24 protein-coding genes and 3 pseudogenes are annotated in these 25,701 nt (G+C 45.5%); 26 read left to right on the top strand and 1 reads right to left on the bottom strand.

The genetic code is table 11. From position 1 onward, the window contains the following. Positions 1-331 precede the first annotated feature (331 nt). From DXA13_RS01975 to DXA13_RS02065, 17 genes and pseudogenes are all read left to right on the top strand, one after another. Positions 332-1,348: a tripartite tricarboxylate transporter substrate binding protein gene (locus DXA13_RS01975; RefSeq protein ID WP_118241552.1), complete on the top strand. Its 1,017-nt coding sequence runs from the start codon at positions 332-334 to the stop codon at positions 1,346-1,348. Between the two features lie 20 nt (positions 1,349-1,368). Next, positions 1,369-1,839 (top strand): tripartite tricarboxylate transporter TctB family protein, encoded by a 471-nt coding sequence (locus DXA13_RS01980; RefSeq protein ID WP_118241554.1) that lies wholly within the window; start codon positions 1,369-1,371, stop codon positions 1,837-1,839. Between the two features lie 11 nt (positions 1,840-1,850). Continuing rightward, positions 1,851-3,338, top strand: a complete 1,488-nt coding sequence (locus tag DXA13_RS01985) for a tripartite tricarboxylate transporter permease (protein ID WP_243008922.1) — start codon at positions 1,851-1,853, stop codon at positions 3,336-3,338. Between the two features lies 1 nt (position 3,339). Continuing rightward, positions 3,340-4,424: pseudogene (locus DXA13_RS01990) on the top strand (LacI family DNA-binding transcriptional regulator). Then, a complete protein-coding gene (locus tag DXA13_RS02000) occupies positions 4,421-5,182 on the top strand; it encodes an NAD(P)-dependent oxidoreductase (RefSeq protein ID WP_118241562.1) in 762 nt (253 codons plus the stop codon). Before DXA13_RS01990 ends, DXA13_RS02000 begins: the two are co-directional and overlap by 4 nt. A gap of 251 nt (positions 5,183-5,433) precedes the next feature. After that, positions 5,434-6,144, top strand: coding sequence for an aldolase/citrate lyase family protein (locus tag DXA13_RS02010; RefSeq protein WP_118241566.1), 711 nt, complete (start codon positions 5,434-5,436; stop codon positions 6,142-6,144). Positions 6,145-6,345: 201 nt separating this feature from the next. Then, complete coding sequence (locus DXA13_RS02015) at positions 6,346-7,308, top strand: beta-ketoacyl-ACP synthase III (protein WP_118241854.1); 963 nt, start codon at positions 6,346-6,348, stop codon at positions 7,306-7,308. 126 nt (positions 7,309-7,434) lie between these two features. Further along, the gene (gene acpP / locus DXA13_RS02020) at positions 7,435-7,668 is read left to right on the top strand and encodes an acyl carrier protein (RefSeq protein WP_118241568.1); all 234 of its coding nucleotides are present in this window, start codon (positions 7,435-7,437) and stop codon (positions 7,666-7,668) included. Next, positions 7,668-8,596, top strand: a pseudogene (gene fabK, locus DXA13_RS02025) (enoyl-[acyl-carrier-protein] reductase FabK). Before acpP ends, fabK begins: the two are co-directional and overlap by 1 nt. Continuing rightward, positions 8,596-9,519 (top strand): ACP S-malonyltransferase, encoded by a 924-nt coding sequence (fabD, locus tag DXA13_RS02030; RefSeq protein ID WP_118241570.1) that lies wholly within the window; start codon positions 8,596-8,598, stop codon positions 9,517-9,519. Before fabK ends, fabD begins: the two are co-directional and overlap by 1 nt. 42 nt (positions 9,520-9,561) lie before the next feature. Beyond that, entirely contained in the window at positions 9,562-10,302 is a 741-nt protein-coding gene (gene fabG, locus DXA13_RS02035) for a 3-oxoacyl-[acyl-carrier-protein] reductase (RefSeq protein WP_118241572.1), read from the top strand. 12 nt (positions 10,303-10,314) lie between these two features. Further along, complete coding sequence (gene fabF, locus DXA13_RS02040) at positions 10,315-11,553, top strand: beta-ketoacyl-ACP synthase II (RefSeq protein ID WP_118241574.1); 1,239 nt, start codon at positions 10,315-10,317, stop codon at positions 11,551-11,553. A gap of 13 nt (positions 11,554-11,566) precedes the next feature. Further along, entirely contained in the window at positions 11,567-12,118 is a 552-nt protein-coding gene (accB, locus tag DXA13_RS02045; protein WP_118241576.1) for an acetyl-CoA carboxylase biotin carboxyl carrier protein, read from the top strand. An 85-nt stretch (positions 12,119-12,203) separates the two neighbouring features. Further along, positions 12,204-12,626, top strand: a complete 423-nt coding sequence (gene fabZ, locus DXA13_RS02050) for a 3-hydroxyacyl-ACP dehydratase FabZ (RefSeq protein ID WP_118241578.1) — start codon at positions 12,204-12,206, stop codon at positions 12,624-12,626. 10 nt (positions 12,627-12,636) lie between these two features. Beyond that, positions 12,637-13,992, top strand: a complete 1,356-nt coding sequence (locus tag DXA13_RS02055; RefSeq protein WP_118241579.1) for an acetyl-CoA carboxylase biotin carboxylase subunit — start codon at positions 12,637-12,639, stop codon at positions 13,990-13,992. Positions 13,993-14,028: 36 nt separating this feature from the next. Then, positions 14,029-15,837: an acetyl-CoA carboxylase, carboxyltransferase subunit beta gene (gene accD, locus DXA13_RS02060; protein ID WP_118241581.1), complete on the top strand. Its 1,809-nt coding sequence runs from the start codon at positions 14,029-14,031 to the stop codon at positions 15,835-15,837. Continuing rightward, a complete protein-coding gene (locus DXA13_RS02065; protein WP_118241584.1) occupies positions 15,837-16,934 on the top strand; it encodes a nitronate monooxygenase family protein in 1,098 nt (365 codons plus the stop codon). The genes accD and DXA13_RS02065 overlap by 1 nt, the downstream gene beginning before the upstream one ends. Before the next feature lie 190 nt (positions 16,935-17,124). Here DXA13_RS02065 and manA read toward each other — a convergent pair whose 3' ends face one another. Continuing rightward, positions 17,125-18,057 carry a mannose-6-phosphate isomerase, class I gene (manA, locus tag DXA13_RS02070; RefSeq protein ID WP_118241586.1) on the bottom strand — a complete coding sequence of 311 codons (933 nt, stop codon included), beginning with the start codon at positions 18,055-18,057 and terminating at the stop codon, positions 17,125-17,127. A 170-nt stretch (positions 18,058-18,227) separates the two neighbouring features. On the opposite strand from manA, the gene DXA13_RS22280 reads away from it, so the two are divergent. The 9 genes and pseudogenes from DXA13_RS22280 (at position 18,228) to atpA (ending at position 25,701) form a co-directional block, all read left to right on the top strand. After that, complete coding sequence (locus DXA13_RS22280) at positions 18,228-18,839, top strand: PTS transporter subunit EIIC (RefSeq protein WP_278287017.1); 612 nt, start codon at positions 18,228-18,230, stop codon at positions 18,837-18,839. Then, on the top strand, positions 18,836-19,795 hold the full coding sequence (locus tag DXA13_RS22285; RefSeq protein WP_278287018.1) for a PTS transporter subunit EIIC: 960 nt from the start codon (positions 18,836-18,838) through the stop codon (positions 19,793-19,795). The genes DXA13_RS22280 and DXA13_RS22285 overlap by 4 nt, the downstream gene beginning before the upstream one ends. 110 nt (positions 19,796-19,905) lie before the next feature. Next, positions 19,906-21,087, top strand: coding sequence for a MalY/PatB family protein (locus DXA13_RS02080; RefSeq protein WP_118241588.1), 1,182 nt, complete (start codon positions 19,906-19,908; stop codon positions 21,085-21,087). Positions 21,088-21,183: 96 nt separating this feature from the next. Beyond that, complete coding sequence (locus DXA13_RS02085) at positions 21,184-21,834, top strand: nucleoside recognition protein (protein WP_118241590.1); 651 nt, start codon at positions 21,184-21,186, stop codon at positions 21,832-21,834. 365 nt (positions 21,835-22,199) lie between these two features. Further along, positions 22,200-22,877: a F0F1 ATP synthase subunit A gene (locus DXA13_RS02095; RefSeq protein WP_118241594.1), complete on the top strand. Its 678-nt coding sequence runs from the start codon at positions 22,200-22,202 to the stop codon at positions 22,875-22,877. 50 nt (positions 22,878-22,927) lie between these two features. Beyond that, on the top strand, positions 22,928-23,143 hold the full coding sequence (gene atpE, locus DXA13_RS02100; RefSeq protein ID WP_118241596.1) for an ATP synthase F0 subunit C: 216 nt from the start codon (positions 22,928-22,930) through the stop codon (positions 23,141-23,143). A gap of 32 nt (positions 23,144-23,175) precedes the next feature. After that, entirely contained in the window at positions 23,176-23,679 is a 504-nt protein-coding gene (gene atpF, locus DXA13_RS02105) for a F0F1 ATP synthase subunit B (protein ID WP_243008923.1), read from the top strand. Then, positions 23,660-24,163: an ATP synthase F1 subunit delta gene (atpH, locus tag DXA13_RS02110; protein ID WP_118241598.1), complete on the top strand. Its 504-nt coding sequence runs from the start codon at positions 23,660-23,662 to the stop codon at positions 24,161-24,163. The genes atpF and atpH overlap by 20 nt, the downstream gene beginning before the upstream one ends. Further along, positions 24,160-25,701, top strand: a pseudogene (gene atpA / locus DXA13_RS02115) (F0F1 ATP synthase subunit alpha). The gene atpH and the pseudogene atpA overlap by 4 nt, the downstream one beginning before the upstream one ends.

The following is a 25,701-nucleotide window of genomic DNA, read 5'->3' on the forward strand; positions in this document are numbered from 1 at the left end:
TATATAATAAACATATATATTAAAGAATTCTGAAAATGTAAACGTTTTGCATAACCTGTGCCTGTAAATTCAACCAGAATATTAAAGAATTCTGAAAATGTAAACGTTTTGCATAACCTGTGCCTGTAAATTCAACCAGAATTATTGATTTTGTTGTAAATTTGCTCTAGTATTATGGATATAAAAGATAAAAAATCCGCGGAAAAAGTTAGAAAATTGTACAGTTTACCAAATAATCATGAAAATTTTCATGAAACAAGAAGGAGATGAAAAATACAGATCCGTTAGTTCCTTGTAAAAACTAATAATATTACAAAAGAGAGGAAGAAAAATGAAAAAGAGATTATCACTAATATCCGTATTATTGATTACTGGTCTGCTTATGGCAGGATGCGGCAGTTCTGCAGGAGAGAAGGAAATAACACAGGCAAAAAATGAAGAAACAGGAAGTTCTAAAAAAGAAAAATCCAAAGATCAGTTTCCAGCCCGCCCGCTTCAGATCACATGCCCCTGGACGGCGGGAGGATCGAGTGACGCAACATGCAGAATACTGTCAGAGCTGTGTCCTGATTATCTGGGACAGTCCTGTTCTGTAGTTAACAGAGACGGGGCAGGCGGAACAATTGCCACAACAGAATTCAAAAATGCAAAACCTACCGGTTATGAACTATGTTTTTTCACTTCAGGGGTCTTTGTAACACAGCCTCTTATGAGGGAAGTATCATATTCTATTGAGGATTTTGAACCGATTATCGGCCTGATTTATGAACCGGTCCTGTTACTGGCCAGTAAGGAAACGGGAATTACCACGCTGGAAGAGCTGAAAGACGCTTCTGGCCTGAAGTATGGATATCCAGGCGCGGGCGGGATTCCGGACCTGGCGGCTAAGGCATTTCTTCAGCAAAGCGGCATGTCCGTAGAGGGAGTTCCTTATAACGGAGATGCAGAGGTAGTAACGGCCATGCTGGGCGGCCACGTGGATTTTGGCGTTATGCATCCGTCAAATGCCATGCAGTATATCGAAAACGGAAGTTTTATACCGATTGGAATTTTTACTTCGGAACGGGATGAGCGTGAAAAATTAAAAGATATTCCAACCATGAAGGAGCAGGGATACGATATTGATTTGAGCGTGTGGAAATTTATTGCTGCTCCTAAAGGGACACCGGAGGATGTCATGGAAACGCTGAAACAGGCGTTTGGAGAAATGGTAAAGGACGACAGATTTAAAGAGTTCTGTGAAAATGGAAATGTAGTAGCGACTCCATACACACCGGAGGAAATTGTTCAGAAGGCAGTGGAAGAAGGCGAATTCGCAAAAATGATTGTGGAGAACGTTGACAAGTAGAAAAAAGGAGGAAAAGGCGGTTGAACAGTAAATATAAAAAAGATTTCTCCAGCGGCGTCATGTTTTTCAGCCTTGGTTTATTTGCCTTTCTGATATCCCCTGTTGTGATCTCCGCAAAAGGAATGGGAAATGCCGGAAGCGCCAGAATATTTCCGCAGTTTATCGGCGTTGGCCTCATGGTATTAAGCTTTTTGCTTATTCTGGAAACATTTATTTCCTATAAAAAGAGCAAGAAGGAAGGAGGCTCGGAAGAGGAAAAGGTAAAACGGGAAAAAGGTAAGGAAAACGTAGTCATTATATTTGCAGCCATGGTACTGGTATATATTTTGTTATTTGACAAACTGGGGTATATCATAACCACCATAGGGGTGACGACAGGAGCGCTTTTCCTGTTCCGTGTAAAAAAGGCATATTATTATCTGATTGTTTATGGAGTAGATATCTTGGTGTATTTTGCCTTTACAAAGCTTTTGTTTGTACAACTGCCGTAGAGAGGGGGAAAATGATGCTTCAGGAAGTGTTGGGGAATCTGTTTACAATACAAAATTTTATATATTTGAATATAGGCCTTGCGGGAGGAATCATTATCGGCGCGCTCCCCGGTCTGACGGCAACAATGGGAGTCGCTCTCCTGATTCCCCTTACATACGGGATGAACTCGATTACCGGCCTTTTGCTTCTGTTGGGGGTCTACTGCGGTGGAACGTACGGCGGTTCGATTACGGCTATATTAATTAAAACCCCGGGTACGCCGGCATCTGCTGCTACGGTACTGGATGGGTATAAAATGGCCCAGCAGGGCCGCGGAGGAGAAGCGCTTCAGATGGCGCTTACTGCTTCAACCATTGGAGGAATATTCAGTGCTCTGGTGCTTTTATTTGTAGCACCCGTTATAGCAAAATTTGCGCTGAAATTCGGACCGTCGGAATACTTTGCCCTGGCCCTGTTCGGGCTGACAATTATTTCAAGCGTCAGCGGAGAATCTGTAATCAAGGGACTCATGATGGGATTTACCGGTCTGTTGATTACTGTAATTGGCATCGATCCGATTGAAGGAATTGAACGGTTTACATTTGGAAATGTAAATCTTGCAGGTGGAATTGATCTGATTCCCGCAATGATCGGGCTATTTGCTATTTCGGAAATTCTTATGAAGTCCGGTATGCTCAGCAACTCAAAGGAAGAAATTCTGAAATTCGAGAAAAGAAACCTTTCCTGGAAGACGCTGAAAGAGAATATGAGAACAATTATGAAATCTTGTGTAATCGGAACGTTTATAGGCGCCGTACCGGGAACGGGAGCTGCAATTGCTTCATTTTTAAGCTATAACGAAGCAAAGCGCTCATCCAAAACGCCGGAAAAATTCGGAACGGGATATATCGAAGGCGTTGCCGCTTCAGAAGCAGGAAATAACGCTGTAACAGGAGCGACACTAATACCGCTGCTCACGCTTGGAATTCCGGGAGACGCGATTACGGCTGTGCTGATAGGCGCTCTCATGATGCAGGGAATCGTTCCGGGGCCGCAGTTATTTACTCAGCAGAAAGAATGGGTATATTGTATTATGATCGGCCTTATTCTTGTTAATATATTCATGTTTATCCAGGGACATGTATTCAGCCGCTTTTTCGTGAATGTAACAAAGGTGCCTCAGAAAATACTGGTTCCCCTTCTGGTAGTATTCTGTGTGATCGGGGCTTATGCGACGAATAATACAACCTTTGATGCGCTGATTATGCTGCTGTTTGGAATCGCAGGATATTATCTGAACAAGCTGGATTTCCCACTGACCCCTATGGTAATAGCGATCGTTTTGGGGTCTATGGCAGAAACGAATTTCAGAAGAGCACTGCTCCTTTCAAATGGAGATCCATGGATCTTTTTCCAGAAGCCGATCAGCACATGTTTCATCTTATTAGCGGCAGTTATGATAGTTATGCCTTCCATAAAAAAGGCAAGGAAAAACAGAGTGCCGAAAAAGGAGAATTGAGTTGTCCGTTACACTGAAAGATGTTGCAAAAAAGGCGGGGGTATCCATTGCGACTGCCTCACGGATTATCAATAATGTTACATCTGACAGGAAGGGGAGTAAAAATTCGGAGAATGTTTGGAAAGCCGTTAACGAATTGGGCTATATACCGAATGAGACGGCCAGAGAGCTAATAAACAGAAAGAAGGGGATTGCTTCTGATGAAATAAAAATCGGCTGTATTATGGCTTCTTATCAGGAAACATATACAGATCCGTTTTACGGGAAGGTACTGCGGGGAATCCAAAAAAGTGCAGCCGATAATGGCTGCCGGGTGGAATACATATGTGCTCTGGAAGACACATCTTCGGAAGAGATTATAAACAGTATTCTGAATCAAAAAGATGTGGACGGAATCATCGCAATGGGGCGGTTCAGTGAAAAAATATTCCGTGACCTGAAAAAGATTAAGAACATTATTTATGTCGGTTTGAATCATATTAACCGCCAGTTTGATGAGGTTATATGCGACAGCTATGAATGCGCATATGAAGCGGTTAAATATTTGATTTCCCTGGGAAACAGGAAAATCGGATATATCGGGATTGTTCCATATAAAGAGGAAAGTCAGATCGTAAATGAACACCGGTTTAATGGCTATGCCAAAGCGCTGTTTGATTATAATCTGGAACTGGACCATTCCATAATCAGAAACTGCAAATTATCTTTAAACAGTTCCTATGAAGCCGCACTGTCTCTCGTCTCTGAGAAGCAACTGCCGACGCTCTGTTTTGTGCCAATGATATCTGTGCACTGGGTGCCATCAGGGCGATTACGGAAAAGAGCCTGCGCGTACCGGAAGATATTGCGGTAATAGGGATTGACAATATAGAGATGGCAGAATATTCAAAGCCTCTTCTTACCACAATCGACATCAATAAAAGAGAACTGGGAGAATGGGGCGTAAAAATCCTGTTGGATAAGATAAAAACAAAAAGAAAGACACAGGTCCGCGTGACCATGCAATTCCAGATGATCGTAAGGGAAAGCTGTGGAACGTATGTAAAACGCAGAATTTTACAGAAAGGTGAAGAAAGTAAAAAATGAAGGTACTGGTAACGTCAGCGGCTTATGGACAGCCGGCAATGAAGGAAAATATAAAATACCTGGAAAGCTTTGCGGAAGTAGTTATGAAAGCGCAGCCCGAACCTCTGACAAAAGAGGAGATTCAGAAATACTGGGAAGGCTGTGACGGAATTATTGCCGGCTTAGAGTGGTATACGCAGGAGATGTTTACAAAAGCGCCAAAATCGCTGAAAGTGATTTCACGATATGGGGTCGGTTGTGAGCATGTGGATATTTCAGCGGCAAACAGAGCAGGAATTGCAGTTACGAATACGCCTGGAGCCAATGCGAAAGCGGTAGCTGAACTTGCGGTAACGCATATGCTGGTTTTGGGAAGGCAGATTATAACAATGGACAGCAATACAAGGGCCGGAAAATGGATACGTCCCATGGGGAATGGACTGGACGGCAGGATGCTTGGCCTGATCGGATATGGAGCGATCGGAAAACAGGTGGCCCGGATGGTTAAGGGATTCGGCATGGGAGTGATGATCTATGATCCCTACGCCGATACAGGAACTGCGCAAAAAGAAGGCGTCGAAACCGCCGATAATTTAGATGAACTTTACCGGCACAGCGATATCATATCTCTCCATGTGCCGGAAACGGAAAAAACCAGACATATGATAAACAGGGAATCCATACATAAGATGAAAGAAGGCGTATGCATTATCAATGCGGCCAGGGGCGGACTGATCGACATGGAAGCTCTGGAAGAAGCCTCATATCAGGCCGGGTAGCCGGAGCCGGACTGGATGTATTTGAGAAGGAACCGCCGGAATACGGAAAAATCTTCAAACTGCCAAATGTTGTTCTTACGCCTCATCTTGGAGGAAATACAGTACAGGCCGCCCAGTATATGGGCCGAATGGCTATTGATAATTTAAAAGCTATCCTGGATGGAAGAGAATGTACAAATCAGATTAAATTAGGAGGAAAATAAAATGGAATAAAACAGAGACTTAAAAATGGAGAAAAATTACTGGGATGTATGGTGGGGCTGTTTGACAGTCCGGATATGGCTGTTATTTTAAAAGAAGCGGGATATGATTACTTTTTTATAGACAGTGAACACGGATATATCGATTACAGCAAGATGTCGGCAATGGTTACAGCGGCAAAGGCCGTGGACATGCCGGTGATCATACGCGTGCCCCAGCCAGACAGAGAAGTGGTTCTTAAATATATGGAAATGGGGGCGTCCGGGCTTTTAATGCCGAATACGGAAACGGCAGAGCAGGCTAAAAAACTGGTAGAATATTCAAAATACGCCCCTCTTGGAAACCGTGGTGTTGCTCTTTTGAAAGCGCATGCGGCTTACAGAAATGTGAAGGCAGAGGATTATATGAAGTCTTCTAATGAGGAAACGATTCTGCTCGTACAGATTGAGTCCCCTGAGGGCGTGGAGAACCTGGACGCAATTCTCGGCGTAGAGGGGATCGATGCAGCGTTTGTAGGTCCGAATGATTTATCTCAGAGCATGGGGATCATGGGGCAATATGACAGAGATGAGTTTCAGGAGGCACTGGAGTGCATAATTAAAACCGCAGAAAAACATGGAAAATACAGTGGAATTCATATGGGAAATCCCAAGGCCGTTAAAAAATGGGCGGATAAAGGAATGAGCCTAAACCTGTGTTCCAGCGATGTAGCTCTGCTGATGGAAACAGCCAGAAACCACATTCAGGCATATAAAGAATAAAACATGAATAAAGCTTGGAACTAAGGATCAAAAAGCGCCGAATTTTGAGTATTCTGTCGAAATCCGGCGCTTCTTTTTATGCTCCAACAATTCTATTCTTAATTTTATCAAATAGCTATTGACAGGAGATATAACTTTGGATATGATTAGTTTGATTATCAAAGTATTATTAATTTTCTGAGAAAATAGATGGGATGTGTCATGACAACAAGAATATTAGGAACTGGTTCATATGCACCAGAAAACGTAATTACAAATGATGACCTGGCAAAGATCATGGACACCAGCGATGAGTGGATCCGCTCCAGGACCGGGATCGGAGCGAGACATATCTGCAAGGATGGCGGGGCTACCCACATGGCCGTGGAAGCGGCGAAAAGGGCAGTGGAGATGGCAGGTATTTCGCCGGAAGAACTGGATATCATCATCGTAGGAACATCATCACCAGATAAGTGCCTTCCAAGCTGCGGCTGTGAGGTGCAGGCCGCAATCGGAGCCGTTAACGCAGTTGCATTCGATGTCAGTGCCGCCTGTTCCGGATTTATATTCAGCCTGAATATCGTTCATGGATTTTTCATGTCGGGTATGTACCGTACAGGCCTTGTAATCGGTTGCGATGAGCTGAGTAAATTGATGGACTGGTCGGACAGAAGTACAAGTGTATTATTTGGAGACGGCGCAGGAGCAGCAGTCGTTCGGGCAGAGGAAACGGGAATCCGTAATTTTGTAATGGGCTCAAACGGTGCAAGGGGCCACGTGCTGGAGTGCGTTGCAAGGACGACAGGAAATTTCCTGACAGGAACGAAGCCGGAATATGGGTATACCACGATGGACGGACAGGAAGTATTCAAATTTGCAGTAAAAAAGGTACCGGAGTGCATCAGCCAGCTTTTAGAAAAAAGTGGAGTTGATAAGGAAGAGATCAAGTACTTTTTCCTGCATCAGGCAAATATGAGGATTTTCGATTCCATATCCAGGAGGCTGAAGATTCCGATGGATAAAATACCGATGAATATTGAACGGTACGGCAATACATCCGGAGCGTCTCTGCCGATTATACTCGACGAAGTGAACCGGGAAGGAAAGCTGGAACGGGGAGATAAAATCGTGATCGCTGGATTTGGAGCCGGTCTTACATGGGGCGCTACCCTCATGGAGTGGTAAAGAGGAAATTATTGGATGTTTTGTCTTGACAGGCAGCAGGGGACATAGGTATTATTGATATGATAGTAACTGGCAGCAGAAAGCTGCTGACTATACATTTTATAGTGTAAAAAGGAGATTAAAACCATGTTAGAGAAAATGAAAGAAATTATTGCAGAACAGTTAAGCGTAGAGGCAGAGACAATTACGGAAGCTTCTTCCTTCAAAGAGGATTTAGGCGCAGATTCTCTTGATTTATTTGAGCTTGTAATGGCTTTGGAAGATGAGTATTCTGTAGAAATCCCAGCAGAAGATTTAGAGAATCTTTTAACTGTTGGAGATGTTATGCAGTATCTGAAGGCAAAGGGTGTAGAAGAATAATGAAAACAAGAATTACAGAGCTTCTGGGTATCGAATATCCGATTATCCAGGGCGGTATGGCCTGGGTGGCAGAGCATAATCTGGCTGCCGCCGTGTCCGAGGCGGGCGGATTCGGACTGATAGGAGGAGCGAATGCTCCTGGCGAAGTTGTTCGTGATGAAATCCGCAAGGCAAAAGAGCTGACAGAGAAACCGTTTGGCGTCAATGTTATGCTTATGAGCCTCACGCAGACGATGTGGCCAGAGTTGTCGTAGAAGAAGGCATTAAAGTCGTTACGACGGGTGCCGGCAATCCGGCAAAATACATGGAGATGTGGAAGAATGCGGGAATAAAGGTAATTCCTGTCGTTGCCAGCGTTGCGCTCGCCAGAATGATGGAGCGCTCCGGAGCCGATGCGGTTGTTGCGGAAGGAACAGAGTCCGGCGGCCATATTGGAGAAGAGACGACGATGAGCCTGGTTCCTCAGGTGGCAGATGCAGTGAGCATCCCGGTAATCGCTGCCGGAGGCATCGGTGACGGAAGGGGAATTGCAGCCGCATTTATGCTGGGTGCTGAGGCGGTCCAGATGGGAACGCGTTTTGTCGTTGCCAGCGAATCCATTGTACATCAAAATTACAAAGAACGTATTATCAAATCAAAAGATATCGATTCTACCGTTACGGGTAGGACACATGGCCATCCGGTGCGCTGTCTCAGAAATCAGATGACAAGAGAGTATATCAAGATGGAACAGGGAGGAAAATCCTTTGAAGAACTGGAATATCTGACTCTTGGTACGCTGAGAAAGGCAGTTATGGAAGGCGATGTGATGAACGGTACTGTTATGGCAGGACAGATTGCAGGTATGATCAAGAAAGAGCAGACCTGTAAGGAAATGATTGAGGAAATGATGGCGCAGGCAGAGGCGCTGTTAAAAGGAGCCAGATAATGAGTAAAATTGCATTTATTTTTCCGGGCCAGGGAGCTCAGAAGGCCGGGATGGGAAAAGATTTCTACGAACAGACAAACATTGGGAAAGAAGTATTTGACAAGGCGAGCGAATTGCTCGGATTTTCCATGCCGGAATTATGTTTTACAGAAAATGACAGATTAGATATTACAGAGTACACACAGGCGGCGATGGTAACAGCAGGAATCGCTATGATGAAAGTTCTGACGGAAAGAACGGGAATCAAGCCTGATGTGGCGGCAGGACTGAGCCTGGGAGAATATTGTGCACTTGTGGCTGCCGGCGTTATGGGCGAGGCAGACGCGATTACTACAGTTAGGCAGAGAGGAATTCTGATGCAGGAGGCGGTACCGGTAGGCGTAGGCGCTATGGCTGCCATCCTTGCATTAGATGCCTCTAAGATTGAAGAAGTTCTGGAGGGGATAGAAGGCGTGCAGATCGCCAACTATAACTGTCCCGGACAGATTGTCATTTCCGGCCTGAAAGAGGCGGTGGAAGAGGCATGCGTGAAACTGAAAGAAGCGGGTGCAAAGAGGACCGTGCTTCTGAACGTAAGCGGGCCGTTCCATTCCAACATGCTGACAGGCGCAGGAGAGAAGCTGGGAGAAGTATTGGAGCATGTAGAAGTACATACACCGGTGATCCCATATGTGGCAAATGTGACAGCACAATATGTTACAAATGCAGAGGACGTAAAGCCGCTTCTTACAAAGCAGGTATCTTCTTCTGTAAGATGGCAGCAGAGCGTTGAAACGATGCTGGCAGACGGTGTTGACACATTTATCGAAATCGGACCGGGTAAAACCCTGTCTGCTTTCATAAAGAAGATAACAAGGGACGTCAAAGTAATAAATATAGATTCCATGGAAGCATTAAATGCGTTAGTGGAGAACGGGCTGTAAGGAATCAGCCGAAAGGTGCCGAAAAGCATCAGGAGGAAATTTATGTTAGATAATAAAGTAGCAGTCGTAACAGGCGCCAGCCGCGGAATCGGCAGGGCAATTGCAGTCAAGCTCGCCAAAGAGGGCGCGACAGTCATCGTAAATTATAATGGTTCTGCAGCTAAGGCAGAAGAGGTTGTAAAGGAGATCGAGAGCTTCGGCGGTAAGGCGGAGGCAGTTCAGTGCAACATATCTGAATTTAAGAGTGCGGAAGAATTCTTAAGCGGAATTATCAAGAAATACGGAAGAGTCGATATCCTCGTCAATAATGCTGGAATTACAAGGGACAACCTTTTAATGAAGATGTCAGAGGAAGAGTTTGATGCGGTTATCAACACGAATTTAAAAGGTGCATTTAACTGCATCCGTCACATTTCACGCCAGATGCTCAGACAAAAGGGCGGAAGAATCATCAATATATCTTCTGTTTCAGGAGTTGCAGGAAATGCGGGACAGGCGAACTACAGTGCGTCCAAGGCTGGTATCATCGGCCTTACAAAGGCAACGGCAAGAGAGCTTGCAAGCAGGGGAATTACTGTGAACGCAATTGCTCCTGGATTTATCACGACGGAGATGACCGATGCACTTTCCGATTCCGTAAAAGAAACAGCAGCAGCCCAGATTCCGATGAAACATTTTGGAGCAGCAGAAGATGTTGCGAATACGGTTGCGTTTTTAGCTTCTGATGAAGCCGGTTATATCACAGGTCAGGTCATCTGTGTAGACGGCGGCATGGCAATGTAAGGAGAGATAAATATGAAAAACAGAGTAGTAGTAACTGGTATGGGAGCCATTACGCCAATCGGAAACGATGTGGAGAGCTTCTGGAGCGGGTTGAAAAATAAGACAGTGGGAATCGGACCGATTACTTGCTTTGATACAGCAGATTATAAGGCAAAGCTTGCCGCAGAAGTAAAAGACTTTGATCCGAAATTGTATATGGACCCCAAGGCTGCAAAGAGAATGGAAAAATTTTCACAGTTTGCCGTTGCGGCTGCAAAGCAGGCGCTTGACGATTCCGGCATTGATCTGAGCCAGGAAGACCCTTACCGGGTGGGTGTTGCCGTAGGTTCCGGCATAGGAAGCCTTCAGGCAATTGAAAGAGAATATAAAAAGCTTTTAGATAAGGGGCCGGGCCGTGTAAATCCGCTTCTGGTTCCTTTGATGATCAGCAATATGGCTGCAGGAAACGTCTCCATCCAGTTCGGTTTAAAGGGAAAGTGCATCAATGTGGTGACTGCATGTGCAACTGGAACACACTCCATTGGTGAAGCATTCCGTTCCATTCAGTACGGAGAGGCAGACGTAATGGTGGCAGGAGGAACAGAAGCCAGCATTACACCAATCGGCGTTGCAGGATTTACGGCGCTGACAGCTTTGAATACAACAGAAGATCCAATGAGAGCTTCGATTCCTTTTGACAAAGAAAGAAATGGTTTTGTAATGGGCGAAGGGGCCGGCGTAGTCGTTCTGGAATCCCTGGAACACGCTCTGAAAAGAGGGGCTAAAATCTATGCGGAAGTAGGCGGTTATGGCGCAACGTGCGACGCATACCACATCACATCTCCGGCAGAAGACGGAAGCGGAGCGGCAAGAGCCATGACAGAAGCAATTAAAGATGCAGGACTGGAGCCAAAGGATGTGGATTATGTGAATGCCCATGGTACAGGTACTCATCACAATGACCTTTTTGAAACGATGGCGATCAAGGCCGCTTTAGGTGATCACGCTTATGATGTAAAAATCAATTCCACAAAATCCATGGTAGGACATCTCCTTGGAGCTGCCGGCGGGGTGGAATTCATTGCATGTGTAAAATCCATTGAAGACGGGTTCGTACATGCAACTGCAGGGCTGGAGATCCCGGACGAAGGCTGTGATCTGGATTATACCAGCGGCAACGGCGTATCTGCAGATGTAAAATGTGCAATCAGCAACTCCCTTGGCTTTGGCGGCCACAATGCGACCTTGCTGGTTAAGAAGTTCGTAGAATAGGGAGGCAGTAAAAATGGAAGTAAAAGATATTTTAAAATTAATGCAGGCAGTTTCTGAAAATGATCTTACAAGTTTCGAGCTGGAAGACGGAGATACAAAGCTTTCGATCAAAAAGAAAAAAGAAGCGCCGCAGATGGTAGACGTGAAGTTCGACAATAGCGTGCCGGCTATGGCTGCGGCCATGCAGGCACAGGCAGCCGGAGCCATGATGGCTGCGAATGCGGCACAGGGAATTCAGTATACAGGTGTACAGCCGCCAGTACTGCCGGCAGCCGGTGCAGCTGCACCAGTCAGCACCGATCAGGCGTCTGCAAGTGATGAAATTCCGTCTGACAAAGTTGTTACATCCCCTCTTGTAGGGACGTTTTACAATGCTTCTTCACCAGATGCGGAGCCGTTTGTAAAGGCTGGTGATACGGTAAAGAAGGGACAGGTCCTGGGCATTATTGAAGCTATGAAGCTGATGAACGAAATAGAAAGTGAATATGACGGCATTGTGGAGGCTGTTTTGGTTGATAATGAAGCGGTTGTGGAATACGGTCAGCCATTATTCAGAATCCGATAACGTGCTGTAGGAATGCAAATGAGGGCAGTCTTTCGGAGAGAAGGTTTTTCCGGATGGCTGCCATATGAAAATAAGGAGAAAAATCATGTTAGGAATTAAGGAGATCGAAGAGATCATTCCCCATAGACATCCGTTTTTACTTATTGACTGTATTGAAGAAGTAGAGCCTGGCGTAAAAGCTGTCGGATATAAGGCGGTTACATTTCATGAGCCGTTTTTTGCCGGACACTTTCCGCAGGAACCGGTTATGCCTGGTGTTCTGATTGTAGAAGCATTGGCTCAGACGGGAGCAGTTGCAATTTTAAGCGTTGAGGAGAACAAGGGAAAGGTAGCGTATTTCGGAGCCATCAACAGCGCAAAATTCAAGAAAAAGGTAGTGCCCGGCGATAAGTTAAAGCTGGAATGCGAGATCATTAAGCAGAAAGGCCCTGTAGGAATTGGAAAAGCTACGGCTACCGTAGACGGAAAAGTTGCAGTATCCGCAGAGCTTACATTTATGATTGGATAGGTGAAAGAGAATGTTTGATAAAATATTAATTGCCAATCGCGGGGAAATTGCGGTGCGTATTATCCGCGCCTGCAGAGAAATGGGAATCAAGACGGTTGCCGTTTACTCAGAAGCTGACCGCGAGAGCTTACATACGCTCCTTGCCGACGAAGCGATCTGCATTGGCCCGGCGGCCTCTACTCAGAGCTACTTGAACATGGAACGCATTATTTCAGCGACTGTCGCAATGAAGGCGGATGCCATCCATCCAGGATTTGGATTCCTTTCAGAGAATGCTCGTTTTGCTGAATTGTGTGAGAGATGCAATATTACATTTATAGGGCCGTCTGCAGAAATCATCAATAAGATGGGCAATAAATCCGAAGCCAGAAAAACGATGATGGAAGCTGGCATTCCAGTTGTTCCAGGAAGCAAAGAGCCTGTTTATACGGTGGAAGAGGGATTGGAAATGGCGAAGGAAATTGGTTTTCCTGTCATGATCAAGGCATCCTCCGGAGGCGGCGGCAAGGGAATGAGAATTTCCAGAGGGGAAGAGGACTTCGAATCCAATTTCCAGAACGCGCAGATGGAATCCATTAAGGGCTTTTCCGACGATACGATGTACATCGAAAAATATATCGAGAAGCCAAGGCATATCGAATTCCAGATCATGGCGGACAAATACGGCAACGTCGTTCATCTCGGAGAACGTGACTGTTCGATTCAGAGGCGTCATCAGAAGGTGCTGGAGGAATCACCGTCTATCGCCATCACTCCGGAACTCCGTAAGTCCATGGGAGATACTGCGGTAAGGGCGGCTAAGGCCGTAGGTTATGAAAATGCAGGAACGATTGAATTTCTGCTGGATAAGAACAGGAATTACTACTTTATGGAGATGAATACCCGTATTCAGGTTGAACATCCGGTTACAGAGATGGTTACCAATATGGACCTGATCAAGGAACAGATCCATGTGGCTGCGGGAGAGAAACTGAGTGTAAGCCAGGATGATATTAAAATATGGGGCCATGCGATCGAATGCCGTATCAATGCAGAAAATCCGCAGAAGAACTTCATGCCATGCCCGGGACTTATCACAAATGTGCTCATTCCTGGCGGTAAAGGCGTGCGCGTGGATACTCATATCTATAATAATTACAAGGTTCCGCCGAACTATGATTCCATGCTTCTCAAGCTGATCTGCCACGCCAAGGACAGAGAGACGGCAATTGCGAAGATGAGGGGGGCCCTTGGCGAACTGATTATAGAAGGAATTGAGACAAACGTGGATTTCGAATTCGAGATATTGAGCAATGAAGCGTTTCAGAACGGGGATGTGGATACGAATTTTATTCCGGCCTATTTCCCACAGTATTGCAAGGAGTAGCCGTTTACTGCAATGCTTTGATAAGGAGTGATGAAAATGTTAAAAGACATGTTTAAAAAGACGTATACTTTGATCGATACAAAGTATAAGCACCCCGTAAAGTCGGAGGAGCCATCCATCCCTCAGGGCTTGTGGAGAAAATGCAATAAGTGCGGACAGCCAATTTATGTGGAAGATGTAAAGAACAACTTTTATATCTGCCCGAAATGCAGCGGATATTTCCGTGTTCATGCCTACCGCAGAATTGAAATGGTAATTGACAAGGGGACATTTGAAGAGTGGGATAAGGAAATGGAATTCGGCAATCCGCTGAATTTTCCGGGGTACGAAAAGAAAGTCCTTGCTGCGAAGGAAAAGACGAAATTAAACGAGGCGATTGTAACTGGAAAAGGTAAAATCAACGGCAGGGATACGGTAATCGGAGTATGCGATGCCAGATTCTTAATGAGCAGTATGGGTCATATTGTCGGTGAAAAAATTGCAAATGCCGTAGAGCGGGCGACGAAAGAACAGCTGCCGGTGATCATTTTTGCATGTTCCGGCGGAGCCAGAATGCAGGAGGGACTTGTATCTCTCATGCAGATGGCAAAGACATCGGCCGCGTTAAAAAAGCATCATGAAGCGGGCCAGCTTTTCATCAGTGTTCTGACAGATCCTACAACAGGCGGTGTGACAGCCAGTTTTGCGATGTTAGGCGATATTATTCTGGCAGAGCCGAACGCACTGATTGGATTTGCAGGACCGCGTGTCATTGAGCAGACGATCGGTCAGAAGCTCCCGGATGGGTTCCAAAGATCAGAATTCCTGCTGGAGCATGGTTTTGTTGATAAAATCGTAGAGCGGGAAGATTTAAAGGATACACTTGGACAGATTCTTAAAATGCATGAAAAGAAGTCGGCAGAAGAATGCAGGCAGCTGATTCAGGATGCAAGGGCGGAAGAAGCACGTCTGGCGGACATCCACAATCAGGAGGAGACGCAGGAAGTTATGCCGGAATCCACAGAGCAGGAAGATCCTGAAAAGGAACATGTGGATAACGGGAAGGAATCCGGGAAATCCGGTGGAAAAACGGCCTGGGATAAAGTGTTGCTCTCCCGTCAGGCAGGCCGTCCTGTCGCATCCGACTATATCAGAGCAATTTTCGATGAATTCATAGAATTTCATGGTGACAGATACTTTAAGGATGACGGAGCAATAATCGGCGGAATTGCCACATTCCATGGAATCCCTGTGACGGTAATCGGTCAGCAGAAGGGCAAGAATACAAAGGATAATATTAAGAGAAACTTTGGTATGCCGTCTCCGGAAGGCTACAGAAAGGCACTGCGCCTTATGAAACAGGCAGAAGCCTTTGGACGTCCGATTATCTGTTTTGTAGATACGCCGGGAGCATTCTGCGGACTGGAAGCGGAGGAGAATGGTCAGGGTGAGGCGATTGCAAGAAACCTCTTTGAGATGTCTTCACTAAAGGTTCCTGTACTTACTATTATGATCGGAGAAGGCGGAAGCGGAGGAGCGCTTGCAATGGCTGTAGCAAATGAAGTATGGATGCTGGAGAATGCCATTTATTCCATCCTTTCACCGGAAGGCTTTGCCTCGATTCTTTGGAAGGATAGCAAAAAGGCTCCGGAAGCGGCCAAAGTAATGAAAATCACTGCCAGAGATATCTGCGAGATGAATTTAATTGAGCAGGTGATTAAGGAAGAAGAACCGGCGTCTAAGGAGACGCTTCCGGTAATTGCCGGAGATATCAGCCACGGGTTAGAAGAATTTTTGAAAAAATATCTTTCTGTGCCGGAAGAGGAGATCGTACGGCAGAGATACGAAAGATTCAGGAGAATGTAATGAATAAATTGCAGCCATTAGTTATTGGAGATTTAACGGTAAAAAAACCCATCATTCAGGGAGGAATGGGAGTTGGAATCAGCCTTTCCTCACTGGCCGGAGCAGTAGCGAAGGCCGGAGGAATCGGAATTATTTCTACCGCACAGATCGGCTTTCGTGAAGAGGATTTCGCAAAGCATCCTCAGGAAGCTAATTTGAGGGCTGTTGGCAAAGAGCTGAGACGGGCGAGAGAGATTGCACCAGACGGCGTATTAGGATTTAACATTATGGTAGCGACGAGAGATTATGAATTGTATGTTAAGGAAGCTGTGAAGGCAGGAGCCGACATCATCATATCCGGAGCCGGACTGCCTGTGGATCTTCCGGCATATGCAGAGGGCAGCAGCACAAAGCTGGCGCCCATTGTCTCTTCCGCAAAATCAGCCCGTGTAATATGCAGGCTCTGGGATCGTAAGTATAAAAGAGTTCCCGATCTTGTCGTGATTGAGGGGCCGCTTGCAGGCGGACATCTGGGATTTTCCAGAGAAGAACTTCACGATTACTGTGCGGATACGGAAGACGTGCCGTCTACTTATAAAAGAGAAGTATACGAGGCAGAGATCAAGAAAATAATGGATGTGGTCAAAGAGTTCGGAGAGAAGTATAAAACGAAGATTCCTGTTGTAATCGCAGGAGGAATTTATGACCATCAGGATGTGATTCATCATATTGAAGATCTTGGCGCCGACGGCGTACAGGTAGCTACCCGTTTTGTAACGACAGAAGAGTGCGATGCGCCTATGGCTTATAAGGAAGCATACATTGCAGCTGAAAAAGAGGATATTGTGATTACAAAAAGCCCGGTAGGCATGCCTGGGCGTGCGATCAGGAATCAATTCCTCAGCCAGGTCAGCGATACGCCCGCGAAAATCGACTGGTGTTACCAGTGTCTGGAACACTGCAACCCGGCACAGATTCCATACTGTATAACGAAAGCACTCGTAAATGCAGCAATTGGAAAAGAGGACGAAGCTCTGCTGTTCTGCGGAAGCAATGCATACAGAGCAACGAAAATAGAGACAGTTCCTGAAGTAATGGCCGAACTGTGCGGAGAATAAAAAAGTTCCGCGCATGAAAAGCCAGGAACTTTTTGCTGCGGCTTGGCCGTAAGGGCAAGCCGATTCTTGTTAGTTTTTATGAAGTGAGGAATTGAGAGAAATAAAAGGACCATATTTTGCAGTAAGGCACAGGCCGCACTGCAGGATATGGTCTTTTTATTTTCCAGGAATTACGTGATACGCATATGAGTCACAGATGAGAAGTGACCAGGGTCAGGTTTCCCCAGATCCTGCAGTCTCCATATCCGGCCGGAAGAATAAAATGATCGCCTTTTTTGATTTCCCGACTGTCTGCGGTACCGATTCCATCCAGAACATCTACAATCAGAAAGGGATATGGCTGGGGAATCCGGCAGCGGTTTTTAACAGACCATTTTTCTACGGTAAACAGAGGGCAGGATACAAGAATTTTTTTAACAAAACCTCTGCCGATCGTATGTGCCGGTTCGGGCTGAAATTCCCTGTGGGGGCAGGTAATGACGTCCAGACTTTGCTGGATGTGAAGTTCGCGGGGCGCGCCGCTGTAAAGCCGTTCATAATCATACAGTCGATAAGTGATATCGGAATTCTGCTGTATTTCCAAAATCATGGTACCTGCTTTTATTGCATGGACCGTACCAGGTTCTATAAAGAAAAAATCTCCTTGTTTAATCGGACGGGTCCGAATTATTTCCGGCCATTTCCCTTCATCGATCATTTCCTTCAGCTGTTGTTTTGTCTGTGCATTATGTCCGATTACGATTGAAGCATCATCCATACAGTCCAGAATATACCAGCATTCTGTTTTTCCAAGCGGCTGGTTTTCATGAGACCTGGCATATGAGTCATCGGGATGGACCTGTATACTCAGATCATCGGCAGCATCAATTATTTTTACCAAAAGCGGAAATTCATCTTTCTGGAGGTTACCGAACAGGCTGCGCTGGTGGTCCCACAGCCAGCTTAAGGTTTTTCCTTCATATGTTCCGCTTCTTATACGGCAGTCGCCATTGGGGTGGGCGCTGACCACCCAGGCTTCTCCTGTATTGTTCCATGGGATATCGTATCTGAATTCTTCTCTCATTCGATGACCGCCCCATATGTTCTGCTTGAATACCGGTTCAAGAAAAATAATTTCTTTCATTTCAGAAGCACCTCTTTTCTTGTACAAATAGAAGTTCAATTAATATGCCCCGGCAGAAGGGATCATATTCTCAAGCCGGAATCAAAATATTTTTTCATAAAATTGGCGGAAAAGGGAAAGGATATGGAAGAGAAAAAGGTAAAAAGGGGAAATGATCATGGAGGAAAATTATGAGCGAAGATAAGAAAAAAGTAACACTATGGGAATTCTTCCAGAGTCTGGGAAAGACTTTCATGCTTCCGGTCGCACTTCTGGCATTTATGGGACTTGTACTCGGTATCGGAAGTGCTTTTACAAGTTCATCGACGATGGACATTCTGCCGTTCCTGAAGAACCCGATTCTGAATGCAGTATTCAGCTTCATGTCTGCGATCGGAGGTTTTGCATTTACGTACCTGCCGTTGATGTTTGCCATGGCAATCCCTCTTGGATTGTGCCGTACAGAGAAAGGCGTGGCGGCGTTTGCCGGCTTCGTCGGATATACGATTATGCACATGGCCATCAATTTCTATCTGAATCTGACAGGAACGCTAGCAGATGCGGATACCATGAAAACAGCAGGACAGGCAATGGTAATGGGCATTCAGACGTTGGAGATGGGTGTTCTGGGGGGCATTATTGCCGGAATTATCGTGTACCGGCTCCATACCCGATTTGTACAGACACAGCTTCCTGATGCGTTTGGATTTTTTGGCGGACAGCGTTTTGTACCAATTATTACTTCCGTAGTTATGGCGGCAGTCGGCCTCATCATCCCTGTTGTATGGCCGGTATTTGCATGATCATCAATGGAATCGGTGCCGCAATTTCAAAGGCTGGTGTTTTTGGACCATTTCTCTTTGGAGCCGGAGAACGGGCGTTGCTTCCATTTGGACTTCATCATATTCTTGTAGCAATGATACGTTTTACGGAAGCTGGCGGCACTCAGGTCGTAGACGGGCAGACCATAAGCGGTGCGCTGAATATTTTCTATGCGGAATTGAAAGCAGGAACAGCAATCAGCCCGGCAGCTACAGCATTTTTGTCTCAGGGAAAAATGCCCACCTTTATATTCGGACTTCCGGCGGCAGCTGCAGCCATGTATCACTGTGCCAGAACAGAAAATAAAAATGCGGTAAAAGGACTTTTTATTTCCGGCGTGATTGCTAGTGCCGTCACAGGAATTACGGAACCGATAGAGTTCCTGTTCCTTTTCGTTTCTCCGATGCTCTATGTATTCCACGCGATTATGACAGGACTTGGATTCATGGTTATGGCACTTCTGAATGTAACGATTGGAAATACGGATGGCGGTATTCTGGATTTCCTTATTTTCGGCGTCCTGCAGGGAACCAAGACAAGGTGGTATCTTGTAATTATTGTGGGAATTATCTGGGCTTTCATTTACTATAACGTGTTTAAGTACGTGATTATGAAGAAGAATCTGATGACCCCAGGCCGTGCCGTTCTTCAGAATCAGGCGGTGCAGGGAGAATTCGACCAGAAGAAATCTAAGAAGACGCAGTATGATACAGCCGCGATTCTGGCGGCACTGGGGGGGAAAGAAAATATCGATTCCCTGGATAACTGTGTAACGAGGCTCAGAATGGTTGTTAAAGATGCGAATTCCATTGATGCTGATAAACTGGCCGCATTGGGTGCGCTGGGCGTTATGAAACTGGATGAGCACAACGTTCAGGTAATTATCGGAACGAAAGTGGCAGCAGTAAAAGGCGCCCTTGACGAGTTAATGGAATAGCAACATGAACGCAGCACGGATATGGTTCCTGCGCATATGGATTTCGCATTTAAAACAAAAAATCGGGATGCGCAGTTTTGCCGGAGGCTGAAGAAAAGAGGTTAGGACTTATGAAGACGGATTTTGATATAGTCTACAATCGGAAAGGAACATTCTGTACTCAGTGGGATTATATCGAGGACAGATTTGGGGAAAAGGACCTCCTTCCTTTTTCCATTTCAGATATGGATTTTCAGGTTCCGAAAGAAGTTCTGCATGCAATTGAAAAACGTGCAGAACATGGAATTTTCGGATATACCAGATGGAATCACGAAGCATTTAAAAATGCAGTATGCAGCTGGTATAAAAAAAGATTTGAATATGAGCCGGATCAGAAACAGATCGTATACAGTCCGTCGGTTATCTATACAATAGCCAGAATGATCGGCATGTTAAGCGACAGAGGAGACAAAGTAGTCACCCAGGTTCCCGCATATGATGCATTCTATAAGGTAATTCATGACAATGACCGGGAACTTTCCGCAAATCCTTTGATACGCACAAACCACGGGTATGAAATCGATTTTTCCGATCTGGAAAAACGGTTACAAGATCCAAAGGCAAAAATACTTCTCCTTTGTAATCCTCACAATCCAACCGGAAAGGTCTGGACAAAGGATGAGCTTACAAAGATAACAGAGCTGTGCCGTGAAAACAAGGTATTTATTATAAGCGATGAAATTCATATGGATATCGTTAGAGCCGGTAAACGAACCATTCCCATCTTGGCAGCGGCAGAAGGGTACAGTTATGTATGCCTGTGTACGTCGGCCAGCAAAACATTTAATATACCAGGATTGATTGGATCCTATGCCATGATTGCAGATCCCCAGATAAGAGAAGAATATCTGATCTCTCTGAAAAATCGGGACGGACTTTCATCAACCAGCATTTTTGGAATGGAGGCAATGATTACGGCATATGAAGAGTGCGGGTACTGGGTGGATGACCTGAATGATTATCTGGATAAGACATTGGAATACCTGGAAGAATTTTTTAAAAAAAGTATTCCGCAAGTAGATTTTTATGTACCGGAAGCCACATATCTTGTCTGGCTGGACTGCGCCGGCCTGCCGTTTTCTATGGATCAGCTGCAGAATAAGCTGGTACACGACTATAAAACGGCAATTATGAGAGGAGATATTTACGGCGATGAGTACGGCAGCTTTCTGAGACTCAATATCGGCTGTCCCAGATCGAAGGTAGAAAAAGGAATGTGGGCTTTGAAGGGAGCCTGCAACGCCCTGGCATAATTCTGGCGGCAAAGGCAGAGCAGTCAGAACGGCGAAACAGCATGAAAACAGAAACGGCCACATAAAGTATATGGAAAGAGTAAAAGGCAGAATAATATGCTGAATTATGTGTGGTCTGTAATGATGATAACGGGAATTGTATGGGCTGCAATCCATGGGAACCTGGCAGTGGTGACGGATGCAGCCCTGAATTCTGCAAAAGAGGCGGTAACCCTGGCATTTTCTATGCTGGGGATTATGGCGTTCTGGAGCGGTATTCTGGAAATAGGAAATGGGGCCGGCCTGATTGAACTGCTGTCAGAGAAAATGAAGCCGGTTCTGAAATTTCTTTTTCCCAGGCTTCCTTCCGGTCATCCGGCAGAAAAACAGATTGCGGTGAATATGATCGCCAATATGCTGGGCCTCGGATGGGCGGCAACTCCGGCTGGTCTGAAGGCCATGGAAGAATTAAAGAATCTGGAAGAAGAGCGGAGGAGTTCAGAGGGAGAAGAAATTGACGGAAAAAAGAGGAATAAAAAAAGAATCCGTGCCTTTCCGTCAGAAACGGCCAGTAATGAAATGTGTACCTTTCTGATTATAAATATCTCCTCCCTTCAGCTGATACCGATTAATATGATCGCCTACAGAAGCCAGTATGGCAGCGTGAATCCAACGGCAATTGTAGGGCCTGCGCTGGCGGCGACACTGGTCAGTACCTTGGCCGGAGTTGTATTCTGCAGGATTATGGACAGGGGAAGCGGCAGATAAGCGGCTGCAGCAGAAGGAGTTGACGAGTTGCTGAGATGGATGAAAATGAATGAAAATAACGATTTCGGTCATAAAGGATCAAATTAAATAGTAAATATTCATTTTATATGAAAAATAAAAAAATTTCGGCCATTTTTTTTCATATTATTTCATGTCAATAAAAAAATCGTTAATAAATTTTGGCGAATCCATAAAAAAATACACAAAATGTATCCAAATAAAAACAATTTTACATGAAAAAAGTATCGAAAAAATCAAAAAACCGGTTAACCGGGTCTTACAGTTGGAAATATTGACAAAGGAAAGCCTTAGCAGTAATGTAAATCTTAAGCAAATTATGAAAGGAAGGATGCCATACGGGAGATATAGCTGCAAACATAACAGAGGAGCTTTCCTGCAGGACAGCATTTACCATCCCTCTATTCGGCGGAATCGAAATCGCGGAGTCTGTAGTAGTGACATGGATCATTATGGCTGCGATGACGATTTTATCCATTATATTTGTCAGAGATCTTAAAGTGGACAATATCAGCAGAAAGCAGCTGATACTGGAAACAGCAGTTGGATTTCTTAATGATTTCTTTGAAGATATTCTGGGTGAAAGAGGAAAACGGTACATACCATATCTGATGACAGTAGCCCTGTACATCGGAATTGCAAACCTGATCGGCCTTGCAGGCCTGAAACCTCCGACAAAGGATTTGACAGTGACAGCAGCACTGGCAATTATGAGCATTTTTCTGATTGAATATTCCGGATTTCATCAGAAAGGACTGAAAGGGTGGGTCAAGAGCTTTGCGGAGCCTATGCCACTCATAGCACCGATTAATATTATGGAAATTTTTATTAAGCCGGTGTCATTGTGTATGCGTCTTTTCGGAAACGTAATCGGCGCATTTGTTGTTATGGAATTGGTGAAGATGGTTATGCCCGTGATATTCCCCATTCCATTCAGCCTTTATTTTGATATTTTTGACGGACTGATCCAGGCATACGTATTTGTATTTCTGACAGCTCTTTTTATGAAAGAGGCAATTGAGTAGATAAGAAAAAACGAGAGAGAAAAAACAGATTATAAAAAGGAGAGAGAACTATGTTAGTAGCAATCGGAGCAAGTATCGCAGTTTTAACAGGTATAGGAGCAGGTATTGGTATCGGTATAGCAACATCCAAAGCCGTTGACGCAATCGCAAGGCAGCCGGAAGCAGAGGCTAAAATCAGCAAGGCGCTGCTGTTAGGATGTGCGCTGGCTGAGGCAACTGCTATCTATGGTTTTGTTATCGGACTTTTAATCTTATTTATCAGATAATTATTCAGAGATAAGAAAGGCAGGTGAGTAAGGTGCTTCATTTTAGTGTTGCAAACCTTATTATAACAATTATTAACCTGGTAGTCCTTTATCTCTTAATGAAAAAATTCCTGTTTGGGCCGGTAAACGGTATTATGGAAAAAAGAAAGGCATTAATTGAGGAGCAGATGGACAGGGCAAAAATCAACGAGGCCCAGTCGCTGCAGCTGAAAGAGCAGTATGAAGAGAAAGTCGCAAATATCAAATCCCAGTCCCATCGGATGATCGACGAAGCGAAGTCAAGAGCCGATGCAGAACGGGAACAGATTTTAAAAACGGCAAATCTAGAAGCTCAGAAAATCCTTAAGAGTGCCCGAGAATCAGCCAGAGAGGAACGGGAAAAGGCTATGGAAGGAGCAAGAACGGAGATTGCAGGTCTTGCCATGCTGGCGGCCAGAAAAATGCTCGCACAGGGCAGTGACGAAAAAGGCAATCAGCTGCTCTATGAACAATTCTTAGCAAAAGCAGGTGACGTATATGACGCAGATGGCCGTTAATTATGGAAAAGTCCTGTGTGAGACAGGGGTCCGGCCAGAGGAAGTCAGACAGGCACTGACCATTATGAAAGCAGCTCCGGTCCTGAGAACAATTCTCAGCCACCCGGAAATCCCTTTGATCAATAAAGAGAGGGCTGTGGAGAAAATTTTCCCTCAAACGCTTCAGAACTTTTTTAAGGTCCTTTGCAGGAACTGCGATATGGAGATGGCGGATGAGATATTTGAAGCATACCGGGAACAGTATAATGAAGAGCATGGAATTCTGACGGCAGAGATTTCATATGTCGCCCTTCCTGACGAGAGCCAGATTAAGAGAATACGGGAATGGCTCTGCAGAAGATTCCAGGCGTCGGATGTGGAACTCGATATGAGGCAGGATCAGGCGCTGGTCGGAGGTTTTGTCATCCGCATAGGAGATCAGGAAATCGACTGGAGCCTGAAGGGGCGTATAGAACAGTTACAGTATAAATTAACCCGGAGGTGAGCAGGTTGGCTTCAATCAATTCAGAAGAAATCATTTCCATTCTGAAGGAAGAGATAGAAAATTATGATATGATGACAGAGACGAAGGAAGTAGGCAATGTCATCTGGGTAGGCGACGGAATCGCCACCGTTTATGGAATCGATCATGCCATGTATGGAGAAATCGTTGTTTTCGAAAATGGTCTTAAGGGCATGGTCCAGGATATCAGGCGCAATGAAATCGGCTGTATCCTGTTTGGAAAAGATACAGGAATTAAAGAAGGAACAAAGGTAGTACGGACAAAGAAAAGAGCCGGAGTTCCGGTTGGAGACGGATTTATAGGAAGAGTCGTGGATGCCCTGGGTGCGCCGATCGACGGAAAAGGAGACATTAAAGAGGATTCCTATCGTCCGATAGAAGAAGAAGCTCCTGGAATTATAGACCGTAAATCCGTATCGGTTCCTTTGGAGACAGGCATTCTGGCAATCGATTCCATGTTCCTATCGGACGCGGACAGAGAGAGTTGATTATCGGAGACAGGCAGACAGGAAAAACAGCGATTGCCATTGATGCGATCCTGAATCAGAAGGGAAAAGACGTTGTCTGCATTTATGTAGCCATCGGTCAAAAGGCTTCTACGGTGGCAAAGATGGTATCCACGCTGGAGAAACACGGGGCCATGGAATACACGATTGTATTCAGCGCCACAGCCAGCGACTGTGCACCTCTGCAGTATGTTGTGCCATATTCCGGAACGGCTATGGCAGAGTATTTCATGCATAAGGGTAAGGATGTTCTGATTGTATATGACGATCTGTCGAAACATGCGGTCGCTTACCGGGCGCTGTCCCTTCTGCTGGAGCGTTCTCCAGGCAGGGAAGCATATCCGGGAGACGTTTTTTTACCTTCATTCCAGGCTACTGGAGAGATCCAGCCGCCTGAGCGACGAACTGGGCGGCGGTTCCATTACGGCCCTGCCGATTATCGAAACGCAGGCAGGCGATGTGTCCGCATATATTCCGACAAACGTGATTTCCATTACAGACGGACAGATATTCCTGGAAAGCGACCTGTTCTTTGCCGGCAACCGTCCGGCAGTCAACGTCGGACTGTCCGTATCACGAGTGGGCGGCGCAGCTCAGACAAAGGCTATGAAGAAGGCCAGCGGAAGCATACGTATTGACTTGGCTCAGTACAGGGAGATGGAAGTATTTACGCAGTTCAGCTCTGACCTGGATGCCGTGACTAAGGCGCAGCTGCAGTATGGAAAATGTCTGATGGAGCTTTTAAAACAGCCCCTCTGCCACCCGCTTAGCCTTCATGAGCAGGTAATTACACTGTGTGCGGCTACGCATAAGGTAATGGTGGATATTGAGCCGAAAAAGGTCAAACCGTTCCAGATGGATATGCTTACATATTTCGAGACGGAATACCCGGAAATCGGGCGGGAGATCGAGAACGGAAAAGTGCTGACGGATGATCTGGAAAAGAGAATTGTCGAGGCGGCGGAAGAATTTAAGAAGAACAGGAACATTCAGGAATCAGACGCAGGCAGGTGA

The sequence above is a fragment of the Clostridium sp. AM58-1XD genome, assembly GCF_003464085.1.
GTDB lineage: Bacteria > Bacillota > Clostridia > Lachnospirales > Lachnospiraceae > Lachnoclostridium_A.